At 63.0% G+C, this 20,109-nt stretch carries 23 protein-coding genes; 16 read left to right on the plus strand and 7 right to left on the minus strand.

Translation table 11 applies throughout. The features are described from left to right. Positions 1–145: 145 nt before the first annotated feature. The 13 genes from paaA (at position 146) to paaY (ending at position 11,436) form a co-directional block, all read left to right on the plus strand. Positions 146–1,084 (plus strand): 1,2-phenylacetyl-CoA epoxidase subunit PaaA, encoded by a 939-nt coding sequence (gene paaA, locus ATE40_RS12000; protein ID WP_063918600.1) that lies wholly within the window; start codon positions 146–148, stop codon positions 1,082–1,084. Between the two features lie 21 nt (positions 1,085–1,105). Then, on the plus strand, positions 1,106–1,393 hold the full coding sequence (paaB, locus tag ATE40_RS12005; RefSeq protein WP_004935173.1) for a 1,2-phenylacetyl-CoA epoxidase subunit PaaB: 288 nt from the start codon (positions 1,106–1,108) through the stop codon (positions 1,391–1,393). An 8-nt stretch (positions 1,394–1,401) separates the two neighbouring features. Beyond that, on the plus strand, positions 1,402–2,160 hold the full coding sequence (gene paaC, locus ATE40_RS12010) for a 1,2-phenylacetyl-CoA epoxidase subunit PaaC (protein ID WP_063918601.1): 759 nt from the start codon (positions 1,402–1,404) through the stop codon (positions 2,158–2,160). 9 nt (positions 2,161–2,169) lie between these two features. After that, the gene (paaD, locus tag ATE40_RS12015; RefSeq protein WP_019453490.1) at positions 2,170–2,667 is read left to right on the plus strand and encodes a 1,2-phenylacetyl-CoA epoxidase subunit PaaD; all 498 of its coding nucleotides are present in this window, start codon (positions 2,170–2,172) and stop codon (positions 2,665–2,667) included. Between the two features lie 13 nt (positions 2,668–2,680). Then, on the plus strand, positions 2,681–3,739 hold the full coding sequence (gene paaE / locus ATE40_RS12020) for a 1,2-phenylacetyl-CoA epoxidase subunit PaaE (protein ID WP_019453489.1): 1,059 nt from the start codon (positions 2,681–2,683) through the stop codon (positions 3,737–3,739). Between the two features lie 8 nt (positions 3,740–3,747). After that, positions 3,748–4,521, plus strand: coding sequence for a 2,3-dehydroadipyl-CoA hydratase PaaF (paaF, locus tag ATE40_RS12025; RefSeq protein WP_019453488.1), 774 nt, complete (start codon positions 3,748–3,750; stop codon positions 4,519–4,521). Positions 4,522–4,524: 3 nt separating this feature from the next. Beyond that, entirely contained in the window at positions 4,525–5,316 is a 792-nt protein-coding gene (gene paaG / locus ATE40_RS12030) for a 2-(1,2-epoxy-1,2-dihydrophenyl)acetyl-CoA isomerase PaaG (protein WP_019453487.1), read from the plus strand. A 2-nt stretch (positions 5,317–5,318) separates the two neighbouring features. Beyond that, positions 5,319–6,848, plus strand: coding sequence for a 3-hydroxyacyl-CoA dehydrogenase (locus tag ATE40_RS12035; protein ID WP_063918602.1), 1,530 nt, complete (start codon positions 5,319–5,321; stop codon positions 6,846–6,848). Then, positions 6,845–7,285: a hydroxyphenylacetyl-CoA thioesterase PaaI gene (paaI, locus tag ATE40_RS12040; protein ID WP_019453485.1), complete on the plus strand. Its 441-nt coding sequence runs from the start codon at positions 6,845–6,847 to the stop codon at positions 7,283–7,285. Before ATE40_RS12035 ends, paaI begins: the two co-directional genes overlap by 4 nt. Then, entirely contained in the window at positions 7,282–8,487 is a 1,206-nt protein-coding gene (gene pcaF / locus ATE40_RS12045; RefSeq protein ID WP_063918603.1) for a 3-oxoadipyl-CoA thiolase, read from the plus strand. The genes paaI and pcaF overlap by 4 nt, the downstream gene beginning before the upstream one ends. A gap of 15 nt (positions 8,488–8,502) precedes the next feature. After that, the gene (gene paaK / locus ATE40_RS12050) at positions 8,503–9,810 is read left to right on the plus strand and encodes a phenylacetate--CoA ligase PaaK (protein ID WP_063918604.1); all 1,308 of its coding nucleotides are present in this window, start codon (positions 8,503–8,505) and stop codon (positions 9,808–9,810) included. A gap of 78 nt (positions 9,811–9,888) precedes the next feature. Then, positions 9,889–10,827: a phenylacetic acid degradation operon negative regulatory protein PaaX gene (gene paaX / locus ATE40_RS12055; protein WP_019453482.1), complete on the plus strand. Its 939-nt coding sequence runs from the start codon at positions 9,889–9,891 to the stop codon at positions 10,825–10,827. A 12-nt stretch (positions 10,828–10,839) separates the two neighbouring features. After that, positions 10,840–11,436: a phenylacetic acid degradation protein PaaY gene (gene paaY / locus ATE40_RS12060; RefSeq protein ID WP_019453481.1), complete on the plus strand. Its 597-nt coding sequence runs from the start codon at positions 10,840–10,842 to the stop codon at positions 11,434–11,436. A gap of 38 nt (positions 11,437–11,474) precedes the next feature. Here paaY and ATE40_RS12065 read toward each other — a convergent pair whose 3' ends face one another. From ATE40_RS12065 to ATE40_RS12090, 6 genes are all read right to left on the minus strand, one after another. Further along, positions 11,475–12,872 (minus strand): amino acid permease, encoded by a 1,398-nt coding sequence (locus tag ATE40_RS12065; RefSeq protein ID WP_063918605.1) that lies wholly within the window; start codon positions 12,870–12,872, stop codon positions 11,475–11,477. A gap of 20 nt (positions 12,873–12,892) precedes the next feature. Continuing rightward, positions 12,893–14,080 (minus strand): amino acid aminotransferase, encoded by a 1,188-nt coding sequence (locus tag ATE40_RS12070; protein ID WP_063918606.1) that lies wholly within the window; start codon positions 14,078–14,080, stop codon positions 12,893–12,895. Between the two features lie 58 nt (positions 14,081–14,138). Next, the gene (locus tag ATE40_RS12075) at positions 14,139–14,510 is read right to left on the minus strand and encodes a RidA family protein (protein ID WP_019453478.1); all 372 of its coding nucleotides are present in this window, start codon (positions 14,508–14,510) and stop codon (positions 14,139–14,141) included. A 1-nt stretch (position 14,511) separates the two neighbouring features. Next, the gene (locus tag ATE40_RS12080) at positions 14,512–15,309 is read right to left on the minus strand and encodes an alpha/beta hydrolase (protein ID WP_063918607.1); all 798 of its coding nucleotides are present in this window, start codon (positions 15,307–15,309) and stop codon (positions 14,512–14,514) included. A 239-nt stretch (positions 15,310–15,548) separates the two neighbouring features. Next, positions 15,549–16,316 (minus strand): enoyl-CoA hydratase-related protein, encoded by a 768-nt coding sequence (locus ATE40_RS12085; RefSeq protein WP_063918608.1) that lies wholly within the window; start codon positions 16,314–16,316, stop codon positions 15,549–15,551. Between the two features lie 413 nt (positions 16,317–16,729). After that, a complete protein-coding gene (locus ATE40_RS12090) occupies positions 16,730–16,945 on the minus strand; it encodes a glycogen synthesis protein (protein WP_049201387.1) in 216 nt (71 codons plus the stop codon). Positions 16,946–17,156: 211 nt separating this feature from the next. On the opposite strand from ATE40_RS12090, the gene gabD reads away from it, so the two are divergent. The 3 genes from gabD (at position 17,157) to ATE40_RS12105 (ending at position 19,538) form a co-directional block, all read left to right on the plus strand. Beyond that, positions 17,157–18,632 (plus strand): NADP-dependent succinate-semialdehyde dehydrogenase, encoded by a 1,476-nt coding sequence (gene gabD, locus ATE40_RS12095; RefSeq protein WP_063918609.1) that lies wholly within the window; start codon positions 17,157–17,159, stop codon positions 18,630–18,632. A 101-nt stretch (positions 18,633–18,733) separates the two neighbouring features. Continuing rightward, the gene (locus ATE40_RS12100) at positions 18,734–19,147 is read left to right on the plus strand and encodes a GyrI-like domain-containing protein (protein ID WP_019453473.1); all 414 of its coding nucleotides are present in this window, start codon (positions 18,734–18,736) and stop codon (positions 19,145–19,147) included. 22 nt (positions 19,148–19,169) lie between these two features. Further along, positions 19,170–19,538, plus strand: coding sequence for a glyoxalase superfamily protein (locus ATE40_RS12105; protein WP_025159860.1), 369 nt, complete (start codon positions 19,170–19,172; stop codon positions 19,536–19,538). A 6-nt stretch (positions 19,539–19,544) separates the two neighbouring features. Here ATE40_RS12105 and ATE40_RS12110 read toward each other — a convergent pair whose 3' ends face one another. Further along, a complete protein-coding gene (locus ATE40_RS12110; protein WP_063918610.1) occupies positions 19,545–19,940 on the minus strand; it encodes a (R)-mandelonitrile lyase in 396 nt (131 codons plus the stop codon). Between the last annotated feature and the right edge of the window lie 169 nt (positions 19,941–20,109).

Here is a 20,109-nt window from a genome sequence, read left to right on the forward strand (position 1 = left end):
TTAATATCACACCCTGTGATTGAGCTCGCAAAACCACATAAATCTCGTTTGATCTTTTTGTTATCAGTTTGTAGCCTTATGGTTAGTTAAAGTGATTCACATTTTTGTGTTTAATGTGAAAAATACGAATCACCAAGAGGCAAGCATGACAACTGAAGCACAGTACCAGCAGCATTTCGACGACAAGATCGCGGCGGATATCGCTATCGAGGCCAAAGACTGGATGCCGGACGCCTACCGTCAGAACCTGATTCGGCAGATCGGCCAACACGCCCACTCGGAAGTCATCGGCATGCTGCCGGAAGCCAACTGGCTGACGCGCGCCCCCACGCTGCGCCGCAAGGCGGTGCTGCTGGCCAAAGTGCAGGATGAGGCCGGCCACGGTCTGTACCTCTACAGCGCCGCCGAGACCCTCGGTTGTTCACGCCAGGACATCTACCAAAAGATGCTCGACGGCAAGATGAAGTACTCCTCTATCTTCAATTATCCCACGCTCAACTGGGCGGATATCGGCGTGATCGGCTGGCTGGTCGACGGCGCCGCCATCGTCAACCAGGTGGCGTTATGCCGTGCGTCCTACGGTCCCTATGCGCGGGCGATGGTGAAAATCTGCAAAGAGGAAAGCTTCCACCAGCGCCAGGGCTATGAGGCGGTGATGGCGATGGCCAACGGCAGCGACACGCAACGCGCCATGCTGCAGGACGCCATCGATCGCTTCTGGTGGCCGGTGCTGATGATGTTCGGCCCGAGCGACGCCGACTCCCCGCACAGCGCCCAAAGCATGGCGTGGAAAATCAAACGCCACAGCAACGATGAGCTGCGGCAGAAATTCGTCGACAACACCGTGCCGCAGCTTGAGGCGCTGGGCATGACGGCGCCGGACCCGGACCTTATCTGGGACGATGCCGCCGGCCACTATCGCTTCGGCGAGATCGACTGGAGCGAACTGCATGAGGTGATCAAAGGACGCGGCCAGTGCAACCACGAACGCCTGCAGGCCAAGCGCCGCGCCTGGGAAGACGGCGCCTGGGTGCGCGACGGCGCCATGGCCCACGCCGCGAAAAACGCCGCCTCCGCCGCATAGCCACCATAAGGAATCGAGATCATGAGCCACGTTGAATGGCCGCTGTATGAAGTGTTTATCCGCAGCAAACAAGGGTTGGCGCATCGCCACGTCGGCAGCCTGCACGCCGCCGACGACCAAATGGCGCTCGAAAACGCCCGCGACGCTTACACCCGCCGCAATGAAGGCTGCTCGATTTGGGTGGTGCAGTCGCGCCATCTGATCGCCTCGCAGCCGGAAGATCGCGGCGCGTTCTTCGATCCGTCCGAAGACAAGATCTACCGTCATCCGACGTTTTACACCATTCCCGACGGCATCAAGAACATGTAGAGGCGACCATGACGGTTAACGATCCGCGCATCAGCTATTTGCTTCGCCAGGGCGACACGCCTCTGATCCTCGCCCAGCGCCTGTGCGCCTGGTGCGGCCACGCGCCCGAGCTGGAGATCGATCTGGCGTTGGCCAACATCGGGCTCGACCTGCTCGGCCAGGCGCGCAACTTCCTGGGCTACGCCGCCGAACTGGCCGGGCCGCCCTGCAGCGAAGACAGCCTGGCCTTCGGCCGTGACGAGCGCCAGTTTCACAACCTGCTGTTGGCGGAACAGCCGAACGGCGGTTTCAACGACACGCTGGTGCGCCAGTTCCTGCTCGACGCCTACCACGTGCAGCTGCACCAAGGGCTGAGCCGCAGCCGCGATGCGCAGATCGCCGCCATCGCCGCCAAGTCGTTGAAGGAAGCCGACTATCATCTGCGCTTCAGCCACGGCTGGATGATCCGCCTGGGCGACGGCAACGACGTCAGCCACGACAAGATCCAACAGTCGCTGGATAACCTGTGGCGCTTCACCGCCGAGCTGTTCCACGCCGACGAGCTGGAACTGGCGTTGGCGGAGCAAGGCGTCGCCGTCGATCCGCGCGAACTGCAGGCCCCCTGGCAGGCTCAGGTGGAAGAGACGCTGCGCCAGGCGACATTGACGCCGCCTGCCGAGCAGGCGTTCCGTCACGGCGGCAAACAAGGGCGACACAGCGAACACCTCGGCCCGCTGCTGGCGGAGATGCAGTTCCTGCAGCGCGCCTATCCAAACGGTCAGTGGTAGGAGGCCGCGATGAACGTCACTCGTTTGCAACCCGCCGAAATTCCGCAGATTTGGCACTGCCTGCAGCAGATCAGCGATCCCGAACTGCCGGTGCTGTCGATCACCGATTTGGGCATGGTGCGCGACGTGGCGCGCGACGGCACCGGCTGGCGCGTGACCTTCACCCCAACCTACTCCGGCTGCCCGGCCACCGAATTTCTGCTCAACGCCATCGAGCAGCGGCTGGCGGAAGCCGGTTTCAGCCCGGTGCAGGTTGAGATCCGCCTCAGCCCGGCCTGGACCACCGACTGGATGAACGCCGACGCCCGCGAACGGCTGCGGCAATACGGCGTGGCGCCGCCGCAGGGCCACACCTGCGATCGTCCGCACGCCCACGGCCCGGTAGCCTGCCCGCGCTGCGGCAGCACCCACAGCGAGAAGATCAGCGAGTTCGGCTCCACCGCCTGTAAAGCGCTGTATCGCTGCTGCGACTGCCGGGAACCGTTCGACTACTTCAAATGCATATAGGAGCGCTGACACCATGACGGTCTTTCATCGCCTGAACGTCGCCGCCATCGAGCGCGAAACGCCGGACGCCGTAGCCATCACGCTGCGCGTGCCCGAAGAACTGCAAAACCAATACCGCTATACCCCCGGCCAGCACCTGACGCTCAAGGCGTTGGTCAACGGCGAAGAGCTGCGGCGTTGCTACTCCATCTGCAGTTCACCGCAGGAAGGCCTGCTGCAGATCGGCGTGAAAGCGATCGATCAGGGCCGTTTCTCCGGCTTCGTCAACCGCATGCTGAAGGTCGGCGATGCGCTGGAGGTGATGGTGCCGCAGGGGCGCTTCGGCTATCAACCGCAGGCGGAGCGCAGCGGCAACTACCTGGCGATCGCCGCCGGTTCCGGCATCACGCCGATGCTGTCGATCATCAAGGCGACGCTGCAGCTCGAACCGGGCAGCAGTTTCACCCTGATCTACGGCAACCGCAACAGCAGAACCATGATGTTCAAAGAAGCGCTGTCGGATTTGAAAAACCGCTACCCACAGCGTTTTCAGCAGCTGTACCTGTTCAGCCAGGAGAGCCTCGACAGCCCGCTGCTCAGCGGCCGCATCGACCGCGAACGCCTGGCGGCGATCGGCGGCGCGCTGCTGGATTTCCGCGACTATGACCACGCCTTCATTTGCGGGCCGGAATCGATGATGGACGACGCGCAAACCGTACTCGAACAGGCCGGGGTACCGGCCAATCACATCCACAGCGAGCGCTTCAACACCAGCGGCCTGGTCGCCCGCCCGCGCAGCAGCGGCGATCGCAACGCCACCCGGGTGGCGATCCTGCTCGACGGCCGCCGGTTGGATATTGAGGTCGGCGAACAGGACGACAGCATTCTCGACGCGGCGCTGCGCCAGGGCGCCGACCTGCCCTACGCCTGCAAAGGCGGCGTGTGCGCCACCTGCAAATGCCGGCTGAAGGCCGGCCAGGTGGAGATGGGCGTCAACTACAGCCTGGAGCCGGACCAGTTGGCCGCGGGCTATGTATTGAGCTGCCAGTCGTGGCCGAAAGGCGACGGCGTGGTGTTGGACTTCGACGTCTAGGAGCCGCGATGGACACCCCTTTCATTTTACGCCAACAACAACACCGGGTGGTCACGCTGACGCTGCACCGCCCGGAGGCGCGCAACGCCCTGAGCACCCCCTGCCTGGAGCAGCTGGTGTCTCTGCTGGAGCAGGCCGATGCCGACCGCGGCGTGGGCGCCGTGGTGATCGCCGGCGCGGCGCGTTTCTTCGCCGCCGGTGCCGATCTGCGCGAACTGCAGCAGCAGGATGTGCCGGCCGCCCTGGCGGACAGCCGTCCGCAGCTGTGGCAGCGGCTGGCGCAGTTCGGCAAGCCGCTGCTGGCGGCGGTAAACGGTTATGCATTGGGTGCCGGCTGCGAACTGGCGCTGGCCTGCGACATCGTCATCGGCGGTGAAAGCGCCCGCTTCGGCCTGCCGGAGATCACCCTTGGTCTGATGCCGGGCGCCGGAGGTACCCAACGCCTGATCCGCTGCGTCGGCAAATCGCGCGCCAGCCAGATGGTGCTGACCGGCGAAGCCATCGACGCCCGCACCGCGCTGCAGGCCGGCCTTATCAGCGAAGTGTGCGTCGATGCTCTGACGCTGGAACGCACACAGCAGATTGCCGAGCGCATCAGCCGTCAGGCGCCGCTGGCGCTGCGCGCCGCCAAACAGGCGCTGAAACAGGCCGAGGAGACCGGTCTTAGCCAGGGGCTTGCGATGGAACGTCAGCAGTTCGTCACCCTGGCCGCCACCGACGATCGCCGCGAAGGCATCGCCGCCTTTTTCGAAAAACGTACGCCAAACTATCAGGGGCGCTGATTTATGGATAACGCATTGATTCTCAGCCATCTCGACGCCGGCGTGTTGACGCTGACCCTCAACCGTCCGGATCGGCTCAACAGCTTTAACGACGAGATGCATCGCCAGCTGAGCGAGGCGCTGACGCAAGCCGAGCGCGACGACAACGTGCGCTGCCTGCTGATCGCCGGCGCCGGGCGCGGTTTCTGCGCCGGGCAGGATCTCAACGATCGCAACGTCAGCGCCGATCAACAGGCGCCGGATCTCGGCCTGTCGGTCGAACGTTTCTACAACCCCCTGATCCGCCGTCTGACCGCCCTGCCCAAGCCGGTGGTGTGTGCGGTCAACGGCGTGGCGGCCGGCGCCGGTGCCGCGCTGGCTTTGGCGTGCGACATCGTCATCGCCGCCGACAACGCCAGCTTTATTCAGTCTTTCTGCCGCCTGGGGCTGGTGCCGGACTCCGGCGGCAGCTGGTTCCTGCCGCGGCTGGCCGGCCACGCCCGCGCGATGGGCATGGCGCTGCTGGGCGACAAAATCAGCGCCCAACAGGCGCTGGAGTGGGGCATGATCTGGCAGGTGGTGCCGGCGGAGGAATTGGCCGATCGCACGCAAACGCTGGCGCGCCATCTGGCCACTCAGCCAACCTACGGTCTGGGCCTTATCAAGAAAGCCATCTATAGCTCGGCCACCAACAGCCTCGATCAGCAGCTCGATCTGGAGCGCGATCTGCAGCGATTGGGCGGCCGCAGCGACGACTACCGCGAAGGCGTCAGCGCGTTCTTCGCCAAACGCACCCCGAACTTCAGCGGGAAATAGCCATGAACGCGTCCCTTGTTAACGGCCGGGTGGCGGTGATCGGCGCCGGCACCATGGGCATCGGCATTGCGCAGGTGGCCGCTGCCGCCGGCCACCCGGTGCGGCTGTTCGATATCGCGCCCGCCGCCGCCCAGCGAGCGATCGACGAACTCGCTCGCCGCCTGCGGCAGCGGGTGGACGGCGGCAAGGCCGATGCCGCGACCACCGAAGCGCTGCTGGCGCGCCTCGAACGCGCCGACTCGCTCGAGCAACTGGCCGACTGCGCGCTGGTGATTGAAGCGGTGGCGGAAAACCTGGCGATTAAGCAGAGCCTGTTCCGCGATCTGGAAGCGGTCTGCTCGCCCGCGACGCTGTTCGCCAGCAATACCTCCTCGCTGTCGATCACCGCCATCGCCAGGGCATTGCAACACCCGGCGCGTATGGCCGGGCTGCACTTTTTCAACCCCGCGCCGCTGATGAAGCTGGTGGAGATCGTCAGCGGTCTGGAGACCGGTGCCGAAACCCTCGCCGCGCTGCAGGCCGTGGCGCAGCGTTGGGGTAAGCAGAGCGTTCTGTGCCGCTCAACGCCGGGATTCATCGTCAACCGCGTGGCGCGGCCGTTCTATGCCGAAACCCTGCGCGCGCTGGAGGAACGGGTGGCCGACGCCGCCACGCTGGACGCGGTATTGCGCGACGCCGGCGGTTTCGCCATGGGCCCGCTGCAATTGACCGATCTGATCGGCCAGGACGTCAATTTCGCCGTGACCGAATCGGTGTATCAGGCCTTCTACCAGGATCCGCGCTTCACCCCTTCGCTGGTGCAGCAGGAGTTGGTGGCCGCGGGGCACCTCGGCCGCAAATCCGGCCGCGGCTTCTACCGCTACGACACATCGCGCCCCGCCGCCGAGATCGCCTTTGCGCCGCCGGCGCAGGCCGCGCAGCCACAGCGCGTCACCTTGCACGGCGACTGGTCGCCGCTGGCCGATCTGGCGCAGCTGTTAAGCGAAAATGCGGGAGCGATCATACAACCTGGCCAGACCAGCCCGCACGTCACGATCGACGACGTTACACTGATGTTAACCAATGGTAAAACCGCCGGCCAGCTGGCCGACGAACGTGGAACGCCCGTGGTGCTGTTCGATCTCTGTGCCGACTATGCGCACGCCTCCGCCATCGCCATCAGCTGCGCGGAGCAAAACGGTGCGCAACACAATGCCAAAGCGATTCGCCTGCTGCAGTCCCTCGGCAAGCAGGTCATTCCGTTGCCGGATTACCCCGGCCTGCTGACGATGCGCACCCTGGCCATGCTGGCCAACGAAGCGCTCGACGTGGTGAACAAAGGCGTTGCCAGCGCCGAAGATATCGATCTGGCGATGCTGCGCGGCGTCAACTACCCACGCGGACCGTTGGCCTGGGGCGCCGCGCTTGGCTGGCGCCACATCCTGGCGACGCTGGAAAACCTGCAACGCTATTACGGCGAGGCGCGCTATCGCCCTATGCCGCTGCTGCGCCGTTATGCTTCTCCCGCCTCTTTCCCAGGAGCCGAACAATGAACGCCAATACGCCGCGCGCGCTGGCTCAGCGCTGCGCCGAGCAAATGTTTCAGCAAGATACCTGCGCTCAGGCGATGGGTATGCATATCGACGCCGTCGACGCCGGGTACGCGCAGGTCAGCATGACCGTCGGCCCGCAGATGCTCAATGGCCACCAGACCTGTCACGGCGGCCAGCTGTTCAGCCTGGCGGACACCGCTTTCGCCTACGCCTGCAATAGCCAGGGGTTGGCGGCGGTCGCCTCCGGCTGCAGCATCGACTTCGTCCGCCCGGCGCTGGCCGGCGATCGCCTCACCGCCAGTGCGGAGGTGCGCCATCAGGGCAAAGCCACCGGGCTGTATGACGTCGAGATCGTTAACCAACTGGGCAAAACCGTCGCCTGGTTCCGCGGCCGCGCGCACCGCCTCGGCCACAGCATTTTAGGAGAGCAGGCATGAATCAGGCATTTATCTGCGACGGCGTGCGCACCCCGATCGGCCGCTATGGCGGCGCGCTGGCACAGGTGCGCGCCGACGATCTCGCCGCCCTGCCGCTGCGCGTGCTGCTGGAACGCTATCCGCAGGTGGATTGGACGCAGCTGGACGATGTGATCCTCGGCTGCGCCAACCAGGCCGGGGAGGACAACCGCAACCTGGCGCGCATGGCGCTGCTGCTGGCCGGGCTGCCGGTCGGCGTGTCCGGCACCACGGTGAACCGCCTGTGCGGCTCGGGTCTGGATGCGCTGGCGATGGCGGCGCGCAGCATCAAAGCCGGCGACGCCGGGCTGATGCTGGCCGGCGGCGCAGAATCGATGACCCGCGCGCCGCTGGTGATGGGCAAGGCCGACAGCGCCTTCAGCCGCCAGGCGCAGCTGTACGACACCACTCTCGGCTGGCGCTTCGTCAACCCGCGCATGCAGGCCGAGTTCGGCACCGATTCGATGCCGGAGACCGCCGAAAACGTCGCGGCGCAGTTCAACATCAGCCGCGCCGATCAGGACGCCTTTGCGCTGCGCAGCCAGCAGCGCGCCGCCCGGGCGCAGGCGCTGGGCTACCTGGCGCAGGAGATTGCTCCGGTCAGCCTCACCGGCAAAAAAGGCGCGGTGACGCTGTTCAGCCAGGATGAGCATCCGCGCACCGACACCACGCTCGAGCAGCTGCAGGCGTTGAAAACCCCGTTCCGTCAGCCCGGCAGCGTCACCGCCGGCAACGCCTCGGGGCTGAACGACGGCGCAGCGGCACTGCTCGTCGCCTCCGAAGCGATGGCGGCACGCCAGGGCCTGACGCCGCGCGCGCGCATCGTTGCCACCGCCACCTGCGGCGTGGAGCCGCGGCTGATGGGCATCGGCCCGCTACCCGCCACCCGCAAGGTGCTGGAGATCGCCGGGCTGAGCCTGGCGCAGATGGACGTTATCGAACTGAACGAAGCGTTCGCCTCCCAGGCGCTAGCGGTGATGCGCCAGCTTGGCCTACCGGACGATGCGCCGCAGGTCAACCCCAACGGCGGCGCGATCGCTCTGGGACACCCGCTGGGCATGAGCGGCGCGCGCCTGGCGCTGGCCGCCCTGTTTGAACTGGAACGGCGTGCCGGCCGCTACGCGCTTTGCACCATGTGCATCGGCGTCGGCCAGGGCATCGCCATGATCATTGAGCGTGTCTGACCCCTGAGGCTAACCATGACAATAAATCCACAGCCCCTCGATAGCATCGAATTCGCCTCGCGCGATGAGATTGAAGCGTTGCAGTTGGCGCGCTTGAAATGGACTCTGCACCACGCCTACGACAATGTGCCGATGTACAAACGCAAGTTCGACCAGGCAGGCGTGCACCCTGACGATCTTAAACAGCTGAGCGATCTGGCGCGTTTCCCTTACACCACCAAGCAGGATCTGCGCGACAACTACCCGTTCGACACCTTCGCAGTGCCGATGGAACAGGTGGTGCGCATCCACGCCTCCTCGGGCACCACCGGCCGCCCGACGGTGGTCGGTTACACCCAGCGCGACATCGATAACTGGGCCGATATCGTCGCCCGCTGTCTGCGCGCCGGCGGCGCCACCGCCAAAGACAAGGTGCACGTCGCCTACGGTTACGGCCTGTTCACCGGCGGCCTGGGCGCACACTACGGCGCGGAGCGGCTCGGCGCCACGGTGATCCCGATGTCCGGCGGCCAGACGGAACGCCAGGCGCAGCTGATCCTCGACTTCAAACCCGACATCATCATGGTGACGCCGTCCTATTGCCTGACGCTGATCGACGAGCTGGAGCGCAAGATGGGCGGCGATGCGCGCGGCTGTTCGCTGCGGCTCGGCGTGTTCGGCGCCGAACCCTGGACCGAAGCTCTGCGGCACGAAATCGAAACCCGCATGGGCATCAAGGCACTGGATATCTATGGCCTGTCGGAAGTGATGGGGCCGGGCGTAGCGATGGAATGCCTGGAGAGCGGCGGCGGCCCCACCATCTGGGAAGACCACTTCCTGCCGGAGATCATCTGCCCGGAGACCGGCGTCGCCCTGCCGGACGGCGAGCACGGCGAACTGGTGTTTACCACCCTGACCAAAGAGGCGCTGCCGGTGATCCGCTACCGCACCCGCGATCTCACCCGTCTGCTGCCGGGGGACGCGCGCCAGATGCGCCGCATGGGCAAGATCACCGGCCGTTCCGACGACATGCTGATCATCCGCGGCGTCAACGTCTTCCCGTCGCAGGTGGAAGAGCAGATCATGCAGTTCGAGCAGCTGTCGCCGCACTATCAGCTGCAGGTCAGCCGCAGCGGGCACCTGGACACGCTGGCGGTGCGCGTCGAGCTGAAAGAATCGGCGCTCAGCCTCAGCCACCAGCAACGTTGCGACATCTGCCACCAGCTGCGCCACCACATCAAATCGATCGTGGGCGTCAGCACCGACGTCAGCATCGCCAACTGCGGCGATATTCCGCGCTCGGAAGGCAAGGCGCAGCGCGTGGTCGATCTGCGGCCACGTTGAGGCGCACGGTGTCACGGATGACGCCGCCCTAAATTATGGTAATGTTATGGCTCATCGAAGGCTAACCCATGGAAAAATATGGAACATAAACTGGATGAGTTCATTCGCCATGCCGTCGACGCGCAGCCGATCAGCGGCACTTCGCTGATCATTTCGCTGTACGGCGACGCGCTAAGCCACCGCGGCGGCGAAGTGTGGCTCGGCAGCCTGAGCGCGCTGCTGGAGGCCTTCGGTTTCGGCGATCGCTTCGTGCGCACCTCGGTGTTCCGCCTGCAGAAAGAGGGTTGGCTGGCGGTGGAGAAAATAGGCCGCCGCAGCTTCTACCGCGTGACCGATCAGGGAATGCGTCAGTTCCGCCACGCCGAATCGAAAATTTATCTGCGCGAGCAGCCCGCCTGGGACGGCAAGTGGGAGCTGTTGCTGCTGGAAAGCGCCGATAAAAACGCGCGCGCGCGGCTGAAAAAAGAGCTCGGCTGGCTCGGGTTCGGGCAGATCGCCAGCAACCTGATGGCCGCCCCCACCCACGCGCAGACCGACGTGACGGCGCTGCTCGGCGAACTGAACGCCAGCGAGCAGGTGATCTACTTCCGCGCCGATTACCCCTACAACCGCTCCGAACAAACCCTGCAGAAACTGGTGGCCGACTGCTGGTCGCTGAGCGAGGTGGCCGCCGGCTATCACGAGTTTATCGTCTCCTTCCGGCCGCTGATGGCGCTGCTGCGCGAAGTCGACCCGGCGGCGCTGACGCCGCTGCGCTGTTTCCAGATTAAGCTATTATTGATTCACTTCTTCCGTCGCGTGGTGTTGAAAGATCCGCTGCTGCCGGACGCGCTGCTGCCCGCGCAGTGGGAAGGCCAGATCGCCCGCAATCTGTGCATCAATCTCTATCAGCAGGTCGATCGCGCTGCGACGGAGTACGTCAGCTCGCTGGCGGAGACCACCATCGGCGCCTTGCCCGCGCCGGCCGCCGGTTACTATCGGCGCTTCGGCGGCCTGCCGCGCGACCCTACATGTTAAGGAACTCACGCTATGCCTGTGTATCAGATTGACGGCCTGACGCCGGTCGTTGACCCCAGCAGTTACGTGCACCCGACGGCGGTGCTGATCGGCGACGTGATCGTCGGCAAACACGTGTATATCGGCCCGAACGCCAGCCTGCGCGGCGATTTTGGCCGCCTGGTGATCTGCGACGGCGCCAACATTCAGGACAACTGCGTGATGCACGGCTTCCCGCAGCAGGACACGGTGGTGGAAGAAGACGGCCATATCGGCCACGGCGCCATCCTGCACGGCTGCCGCATTCGCCGCAACGCGATGGTGGGCATGAACGCGGTAGTGATGGACGGCGCGGAGATCGGCGAGAACACCATCGTCGGCGCGATGGCGTTCGTCAAAGCCGCGGCGACGATCGAAGCCAACAAGCTGGTGGTCGGCAGCCCGGCGCGCGTGCTGCGCGATCTGACCGAACAGGAGCTGGCCTGGAAGATCGCCGGCACTCGCGAGTATCAGGATCTGGTGCAGCGCTGCAAATCCTCGCTGCACGAAGTGGCGCCGTTGACCGCAATCGAGCCGGGCCGCCAGCGCCTGAGCTTCGGCGATCACCTCATCCCGAAAAGCCAGCTTTAATCCCCAGGGCTGAGGTGCGCCTCAGCCCCTGCCCCGCATTACTCCACCTCCGGCGCCTTGAACGGCGACGGCGCAGCCGCGCGGCGGCTCTGGAAGCGGTAGGCCACCACCAGCAGCAAGGTGAACGGAATGCCGAACCACAGCGTCATGCGGAAGAATTCGGTAAACGCCGTCGAGATCATCAGCGCCGCCATCAGCCCGCCACCCAGTAAGGTGGTATAGGGGAATCCCCACATGCGGAACTTCAGATGGGTCTGCCGGTGCCGGCGGCGGAAGAACAGATGGGTGACGAAGATCATCAGCCAGGTAAAACAGGCGCCATACACCGAAATGGACATCATGGCGGCGAACGACGTTTCCGGCGCCACCAGGCTCAGGACGATGGACACCACGATGCCGATGCATGACATCGCCAGCGCATTGACCGGAATGCCGCGCCGGCTGACGCGCCCCAGCGCCGCCGGCGCCTGCCCGGCGCGCGACAGCGAGAACATCATGCGGGTGGTGATGTACAGCTGGCTGTTCATCGCCGACAGCGCCGCCACCAGCACGATAAAGTTGAAGATGCCGGCGGCGGCAGGCAGATGGATCACGTTCATCGCCATCAGGAACGGGCTTTCGCCGGTGCCGGACTGGCGCCAGGGCACGATGGCCAGCATCAGGGCGATCGACAGCATGTAGAAAATGAACAGCCGCACGATGGTGCCCTTGAACGCCGCCTTCACCGCAATCACCGGATTTTTCGCCTCACCGGCGGCCACCGCGATCATCTCAATGCTCAGGTAGCTGAAGATGGAAACGATCACCGCAAACCACATGCCCTTGATGCCAAACGGCATAAAACCGCCGGTGGTCAGGTTGCGCAGGCCGTAGGTCGGGTTGCCCGAGAACGCCAGGATGCCGATACCGATCAGAATGAAGGCCACGATCGCCGTCACTTTGACGGTGGACAGCGCGTATTCCACCTGGCCGAACGACTTCACGCCGATCACGTTGACCGCGATCACCGCCGCCGAGAACAGCAGCACCCACGGCCAGGTCGGCGTCGCCGGAAACCAGAACTGCATGTACATGCCGATGGCGGTGACTTCGGTGCCCACCGCCAGCACCACGCAGGACCAGTAGGAGTAGCGCACCAGAAAACCGAACAGCGGGCCGAGATAAAATTCGGCGTAGTCGCCGAACGAACCGGGCGTCGGGTGTTCGGAGGTCATTTCCGCCAGGCTGCCCATCAGCAGCAACGCAATGACGCCGCCGATCAGGTAGCTCAGCAAGACCGACGGCCCCGCCATCTGAATGGCATAGGCGCTGCCGAGAAACAGCCCGGTGCCGATGGCGCCGCCTATCGCCAGCATCGACATCTGCCCGGCGGTAAGATGCTTGTTCAACCCGCCCTGGCGACGGGCGATATGCTCAAAATCATTCATCTGTGGCATGGCAGTGTTCCCGAGCAGAGTTAGACGGTACGGGTGACGTCGAGAATGGCGGCGGTCACGTAATCGATATTGCCGGGGTTGAGCCCCGGCAGGCACATGCGGCCGGGCGCAACCAGATAGATGGCGTAGCGTTGCCGCAAGGTTTGCAGCTGCGTTTCGTTCAGGCCGGTATAGCTGAACATGCCGCGCTGATCGCGAATGCGCCGGTGATCCAGCGAAGAACTGCCCCGTGCCAGCCCGGCGGCCAGCTGCTCACGCATCTGCTTGATGCGCGAGCGCATTTCCGCCAGCTCGTTGCGCCAAAGCGCACCGAGTTCGGCATCACCGAGCAGGATTTCCACGATCTGGCCGCCGTGTGTCGGCGGGCAGGAGTAGCTGCGGCGGATCAACGTTTTTAACGCGCCTTTGACGTTGGCGGCGTTTTCCACATCGGCGCAGCGCACCGACAGCGCGCCCAGTCGCTGGCCGTACAGCGCCACGTTTTTGGAGAACGAGTTGCAGACCAAAAACGGCAAGTCGATTTTCAGCGCTTCGCGTACTGCCAGACAATCCTCGTCCAGCCCGTCGCCGAAGCCCTGATAGGCGATATCGAACAGCGGCAGCAGGTTGCGCCGCTGCAGTACGGCGAGCGTAGCGCGCCACTGCTCCGGCGTCAGATCGGTGCCGGTCGGGTTATGACAACAAGGATGCAGCAAGACCACGCTGCCAGGCGCCAGGTTGCTCAGCGCGTCGAGCATGGCGGCGAAACGCAGGCCGCCCACCGCCTCGTCAAAGTAGGGATAGGTTTTCACCTGCAACCCGGCGCCTTCAAAAATCGCCCAGTGGTTGGCCCAGGTGGGATCGGACACCCAGATCTCGCTGCGCGACAAAAAGTGGCGCAGAAAATCCGCCGCCAGCTTCAGCGCCCCGGAGCCGCCGACGGTCTGCACCGTGGCGATGTCGGCCACAGTTCGCTCACCGAACAGCAGCGTCTGCACCTGGCTAGCGAACTGCGGCGAGCCTTCGATCGGCGGGTAGCCATGCGGGCGACGCAGCGCCAGCAGGCGTTGCTCGGCGGCCGCAACCGCCTGCATCAGCGGAATATTCCCCTGCTGGTCGTAATACAGCCCAATGCCTAAATTCACTTTGTTCGGATTGGGGTCCTGCAAATAGGCTTCCATCAGCGACATAATAGGATCGGCTGCGGAAGGCGCAATCTGTTTAAACATGACGCATCCTTAATTCATTATTGAATTAATATAAGAACGGATTTAAGCGGAAATTAAATCAGGCGATAGCGCTGACGGTAATTTCTATTTTCATTCCCGGCACCACCAGTTTTTCGACAATCACCGTGGATCGGTTAGGGTAAGGATAATTAAAGTATTCTCGGTAAATATTATCGAGACATTTAACGTCGTTGACGTCGGTAAGATAAACGATCACCTGCAAGACCTTATCGCTGTGGCTGCCCGCCGCCTTCAGCGTTTGCGCTAGATTGTCGAAGGTCAACGCAATCTGTTGCTCCGGCGCGCCGGTCTCGATGCTGCCGTCCGCCCGCACCGGGCCATGAGCGGTAAACAGCATGCCGCCGCCCCGTGTAGCCCAGGAAAAAGGCTGGCCGATTTCCGGCAGCCCGGTCTCTACGATCTCGCGCATGTCAGTGTTTCCCATGATGATCAAGTTGGCGAAGCAGCGCGCCGTCGGCGGCGAACAACGCATCCAGAATGGTGAAATGGTTGGCACCGGGCACCGCGACCAGTTCCGCCGGCAGCCCATGTTGATGCAGCGCCGCGTGATAGTGGCGCGACTGGCCGATCAGTTCCGGTAGCTCAGCCGCGCCGTAATACAGCGTGAGCGGTTTGATTCGCGCCGGCAGGTGGCGCGCTGGGCTGAGCGTTTCAATCTGCCGCGCGGTCAGCTGCAGCGCCCGGTTGACATAGCTTTCTCGCAGCGGCGCCAGCTCGAACAGGCCGCTGATGGGAAAGACCGCATCCACCATCGCATGCTGCTGCCAAAACGCCGCCAGATGCCCGCCGGCGGAATGGCCGCACAGGTGCACCGGATGGGCGTCGTGCGGCGGCAGGCGACGCTGAATGGCATCCAATGCGGCGCCGATCTGCCGACAAATAGCGTCAAGATTAACCGCCGGCGCCAGCGTATATTCCACCAGCACCACGTCGAATCCCAACGCCAACGGCCCGGCGGCGATAAAGGCGAAATCCGCCTTATCGCAAAATTGCCAATAGCCGCCGTGAATAAAAATTAACGTCCCCTGATGTTGCTTTGCAGAATAGAACCAATCCAATGTTTCGCGTTCGCTTTCACCGTAAGCAATATTCTTTTCATGCCGCGTCTGATTATAAACGGCCGCGCTGCGGGTTTGAAACGAAGCCAAAATAGCCGCTTCATCATCCACCGTAGCGCCGTTATCATAGCTCCCCGCAAGTTGTCTCATATATTAAACTTCGTTTATTATTTAAAATATAAAGTAACTATTAGCAGCGGCAAAATTATTGTCAAGATGGGCGTTGCAGCAATGCGCGTCCGGTAAAATAAAACCTCGTTTGCGGCGAAAAAGTTTAACCCATGAAACTTTTTCGCCGCCGGCCGCGTTTATTTTTGCCATGAAAATAGCACGAATGCCGAGGGCGATCGCTGAGAGGTTGCTGGCCGCACCGAGCCAGGCATCGGGGTTCAGACCAGATTGGTGAAGTCTGGCCGGCGCTTTTGCACAAAGGCGGCAAATGCCTCTCTGGCCTCCGCGCTTTGCAGCCGCGCCATGAAAACGCTCAACTCCAGGTCGGTCTGGGCAATGAGATGCTCGGCATCACGCATGAGTTTTTTCGTTGCCTGCAGCGAAATCGCCGGTTTGGCCGCCAGCCTCCGCGCCACCTGACGCGCCTCCTCGTCGAGAGCGGCGAGCGGAACGCATTTGTTCGCCATTCCCCAGGCAACCGCGTCCTGCGCGGCGACGGGCTCACCGAGAGCGAACATCTCAAAGGCTCTGACATAGCCTATCCGCGAAGGTAACAAATAGCTCGAGGCGGCCTCCGGCACCAAGGCTAAATTCACGAACGGCGTGCTCAACTCCGCATTATCGGCAACCAGCACATAATCACAGTGCAGAAGCATGGTGGTGCCAACACCGACCGCCTTCCCCTGCACCGCGGCGACGAGAGGTTTGGTGATACTGGCCAGGCTCTTTAAAAAGCGCACGACCTCTTGCCCCCCGCTGCCTTGCATGACCTGCGAAGCAAATTCATTGATGTCATTGCCGGCAGTAAACATGTCGCCCGCCGCCTGGAGCAGAATGACCCGAATGTCCGACTCCGCTTCCGCAATAGCCAAAGCATCGGCCAAAGCCGCATACATCGCCGTCGTTAGCGCATTCTTTTTATCCGGCCGTGTTAACGCGATCGTGAGAATACCTTCGTTCTTGTTGATGGCGATGTCAGCTGTCATGTCCCCTCCTTATTTTCAAACGCGGCTCATTCATCCGTTTGCTGCGGCTAAAACACATAAAGATATTACCCCAGCCAAATCACAGCATGTCGAATGCCTGTATGAGTATAGGTTGCAATAGCGATGCAGAGAGCGTCAAAAGACAACGCCATAAGTAGGGCTGGCATTGAAGAACTCACATGCTGTTTATTTTGGCGTACGGAGAACGGCATTCAGAATGGTAAAGCATGACGCGCCGCCGGATACCCTCAGTAAACGACGTCCTCGGCGGGGAGATTGGCGATGACATTGATAAGCGCTCACATACCCAGGCAGAGCGCTGTCAAAAGGTAGAAAATGCCGTCAGGCAAAATTGCCGTTCGCCTCAGCTTAAGCGAACGGCGGCGCCTGCGATGTCGGGAAACATCGGCAAATTACAGGCTGTGTTCGGCCGCCGCTGCGGCCTGATAAAGCTGACGAAAATAACTCAACCGCGCAAAGAACAGGCGGCTTTGCTGCTCCGACATGTTGCCGGCCACCTGCCCGGCGTCAATCTGCCGCCCTTGCCACTCCATCAGGGCGATGCTCGACGCCAAAAAATCCATTTCGCTGCCGTAGGCCGCGAGATGCCTGTCCACTGATTTCATCATTCGCACACTCCTTTTAATCACATCGAAAAGGGTCATATGCCTGCCCTTTCAGTATCGACCCGGCGGCGGATATTTTTTGTACAGAAGGTGCGCATAAAGAAAACGGTCATCTTGTCGCCGCGTCGGCAAACGGCGGCGGCAAAGTTTGCTAGGGTAAAGGGTAGCCGTATGGGATAGACCATTCTGTTGAACTCAGCAAAGGAAGAGACCAATGAGCACCAGTATCTGCGCGACCCTCAAGGATCCCACGCTGTTCCGCGAGGCCAATTACATCGACGGCCAATGGTTGCCGGCCCATGAGGGCCGCGCCATCGCCATTCATAACCCCGCCAACGGCGAGCTGGTCGGCCACGTGCCGGCCTTCGGCGCCGAAGAAACCGCGCGCGCCGTCGCCGCCGCAAAAAAAGCGCTGCCCGCCTGGCGCGCCCTGACCGCCAAAGAGCGCGCCGGCAAGCTGCGGCGGCTGTTTGAACTGATGATGGAAAATCAGGAAGATCTGGCGCGCATCATGACGGCGGAACAGGGCAAACCGCTGGCCGAAAGCCGCGGTGAAATCGCCTATGCCGCCTCCTTTATCGAATGGTTCGCCGAGGAAGGGAAGCGGGTCTATGGCGACACCATTCCGCAGCCCCAGTCGGGCCGCCGCATTATCGTGCAGAAAGAGCCGATCGGCGTGTTCGCCGCCATCACTCCGTGGAACTTCCCGGCGGCGATGATCACCCGTAAAGCCGGCCCCGGCTGGGCGGCAGGCTGCACCGGGGTGATCCGTCCCGCCAGCCAGACCCCGTTCTCGGCGCTGGCGATCGCCGTACTGGCGGAGCGCGCCGGGCTGCCCGCCGGGGTATGCAACGTGATAACAGGCCCCAGCAAGGGCATCGGCGGCGAGCTCACCACCAACCCGGACGTGCGCAAACTCTCCTTCACCGGCAGCACCGAAGTCGGCGCGCAGCTGCTGGCCCAGTGTGCGCCCACCATCAAGAAAACCAGCATGGAGTTGGGCGGCAACGCGCCGTTTATCGTATTCGACGACGCGGATCTGGACGCCGCTGTGGCCGGCGCAGTCGCCTCCAAATACCGCAACGCCGGCCAGACCTGCGTCTGCACCAACCGGTTTTTGGTGCAGGATGGCGTGTACGACGCCTTCGCAGCCAGGCTGAAAGCCGCCGTCGCCAAGCTGAAAGTCGGCAACGGCCTGGATGATGGCGTCACCATCGGCCCGTTGATCAACCAGGACGCGGTGGAGAAAGTGCGCGAGCATATCGCCGACGCCGTCGAGCACGGCGCCTCGGTGCTGCTGGGCGGCAAGCCTGACGCGTTGGGCGGCAATTTCTTCACCCCGACCATCCTGACCGACGTGCCGCGCACGGCAAAAATCTTCCGTGAGGAAACCTTCGGCCCGGTGGCGCCCCTGATCCGCTTCAGCCAGGAAGCCGAAGCCGTCGAAATGGCCAACGACACGCCGTTCGGCTTGGCCGCTTACTTCTATAGCCGCGACATCGGCCGGGTGATGCGCGTGGCCGAAGCGCTGGAGTACGGTATCGTCGGCATCAACGAAGGGTTGATCTCCACCGAGGTAGCGCCGTTCGGCGGCATGAAGCACTCCGGCTTGGGCCGCGAAGGGTCCAAATACGGCATCGAAGACTATCTCGAGATCAAATACCTGTGCCTCGGCGGCCTGGGCGCCTGATGCGATCGGCCCCCGCACCTGCGGGGGCCATACCTGGCGGATCCGGCAAGCCTTTGCTACCTTTAGGCATCTCTTTCAAGCGGTTAAAAGGAATTTCCCCTATGCAGCCTACCTCGGTGCACTTGCCCGGCTTTTACGTCGCCGGCCAAACAGTCAGAACCACCAACCAGAACGAAACCCAAGCCGAAACGGCAAAGATTCCCGCGCTGTGGTCGGATTTTTTCGCTACCTCACCCGCCCTGCCGGTATACGGGGTCTATTCCAATTACGCTTCCGACGCCAGCGGGCCGTTTGACGTCACCGCCGGCAGTGAGGCACAGAGCGGTTTGCACATCCAACCCGGCCGCTATCTGGTCTTCTCCGCCCGTGGCGCGATGCCGGCGGCGGTCATCGAAGGCTGGCAGCGCATCTGGGCCTACTTCGCACAACACCCTGAGATCGAACGCCGCTTCCTGACCGACTTCGAAGCCTATACCGGCCCCGACGCGGTCGATATCCACATCGGCTGCCGCTAACGCGGCAATGAGGTCAACGATGATCGCCTTCTCGCCCGCCATTCCGATCCTGCGCATCTTTTCGGTCGACAAGGCCAAAGAGTTTTACCTGGATTTTCTCGGTTTCACGCTGGAGTGGGAGCACCGTTTCAGCGAAGACCTGCCGCTGTACATGCAGATTGCCCGCGCCGGGCTGACGCTGCACCTGAGCGAACACTACGGCGACAGCACGCCCGGCGCCGCCATTTTCATTCCGATGCAGGACATCGATGCGCTGCATCGCGAACTCACGGCCAAAAACTACCGCTATGCACGGCCGGGCTTGGAGATTGTCGATTGGGGCAAGGAACTGAACCTCACCGATCCGTTCGGCAACCGCCTGCGGTTCTGCGAACAGAACCGCCGGTCCTGAGCGCCGTTATTGCCGGTACTCCGCCTCGCTGACCGGCTCCAGCCAGGTCACCGGGCTGCCGTCCACCGCTTCGGCGATGGCGATATGGGTCATGGCGCAGTCCGGCGTCGCGCCGTGCCAGTGTTTGACATCCGCCGGGATCCAGACGATATCGCCGGGGTGCATTTCCTGCGTCTTCTCGCCCCACATCTGGATCCAACCGCGCCCCTGAGTGACGATCAGCGTCTGACCGAGCGGGTGAGTATGCCAGGCCGTGCGGGCGCCGGGCTCGAAGGTGACGGTTGCGCCGCCCACTCTGGCCGGCGCCTCGCCGGCGAACGGCGCGTCGATGCGCACCTGCCCGGTAAAGTAATCCGCCGGGCCGTGCTGCGAAGGGATCGAACCGCTGCGTTGTATTTTCATCTGTAGTGTCCTCCGCGCCGGCTCTCACAGCCGGCGCTGATAGTCATGGGTCAGTGATGCCAAGATAGCGCCATGCTTTTCCGGCGACTAGCGGCTAAAATGCGCAAGGAGCTATGAGCTCAATTCATAAATCTACGCGCGGCCGCGCCCTAACCTTGCTCTCCGGTGC

Origin of the sequence: Serratia surfactantfaciens (genome assembly GCF_001642805.2) — a bacterium.
GTDB lineage: Bacteria > Pseudomonadota > Gammaproteobacteria > Enterobacterales > Enterobacteriaceae > Serratia > Serratia surfactantfaciens.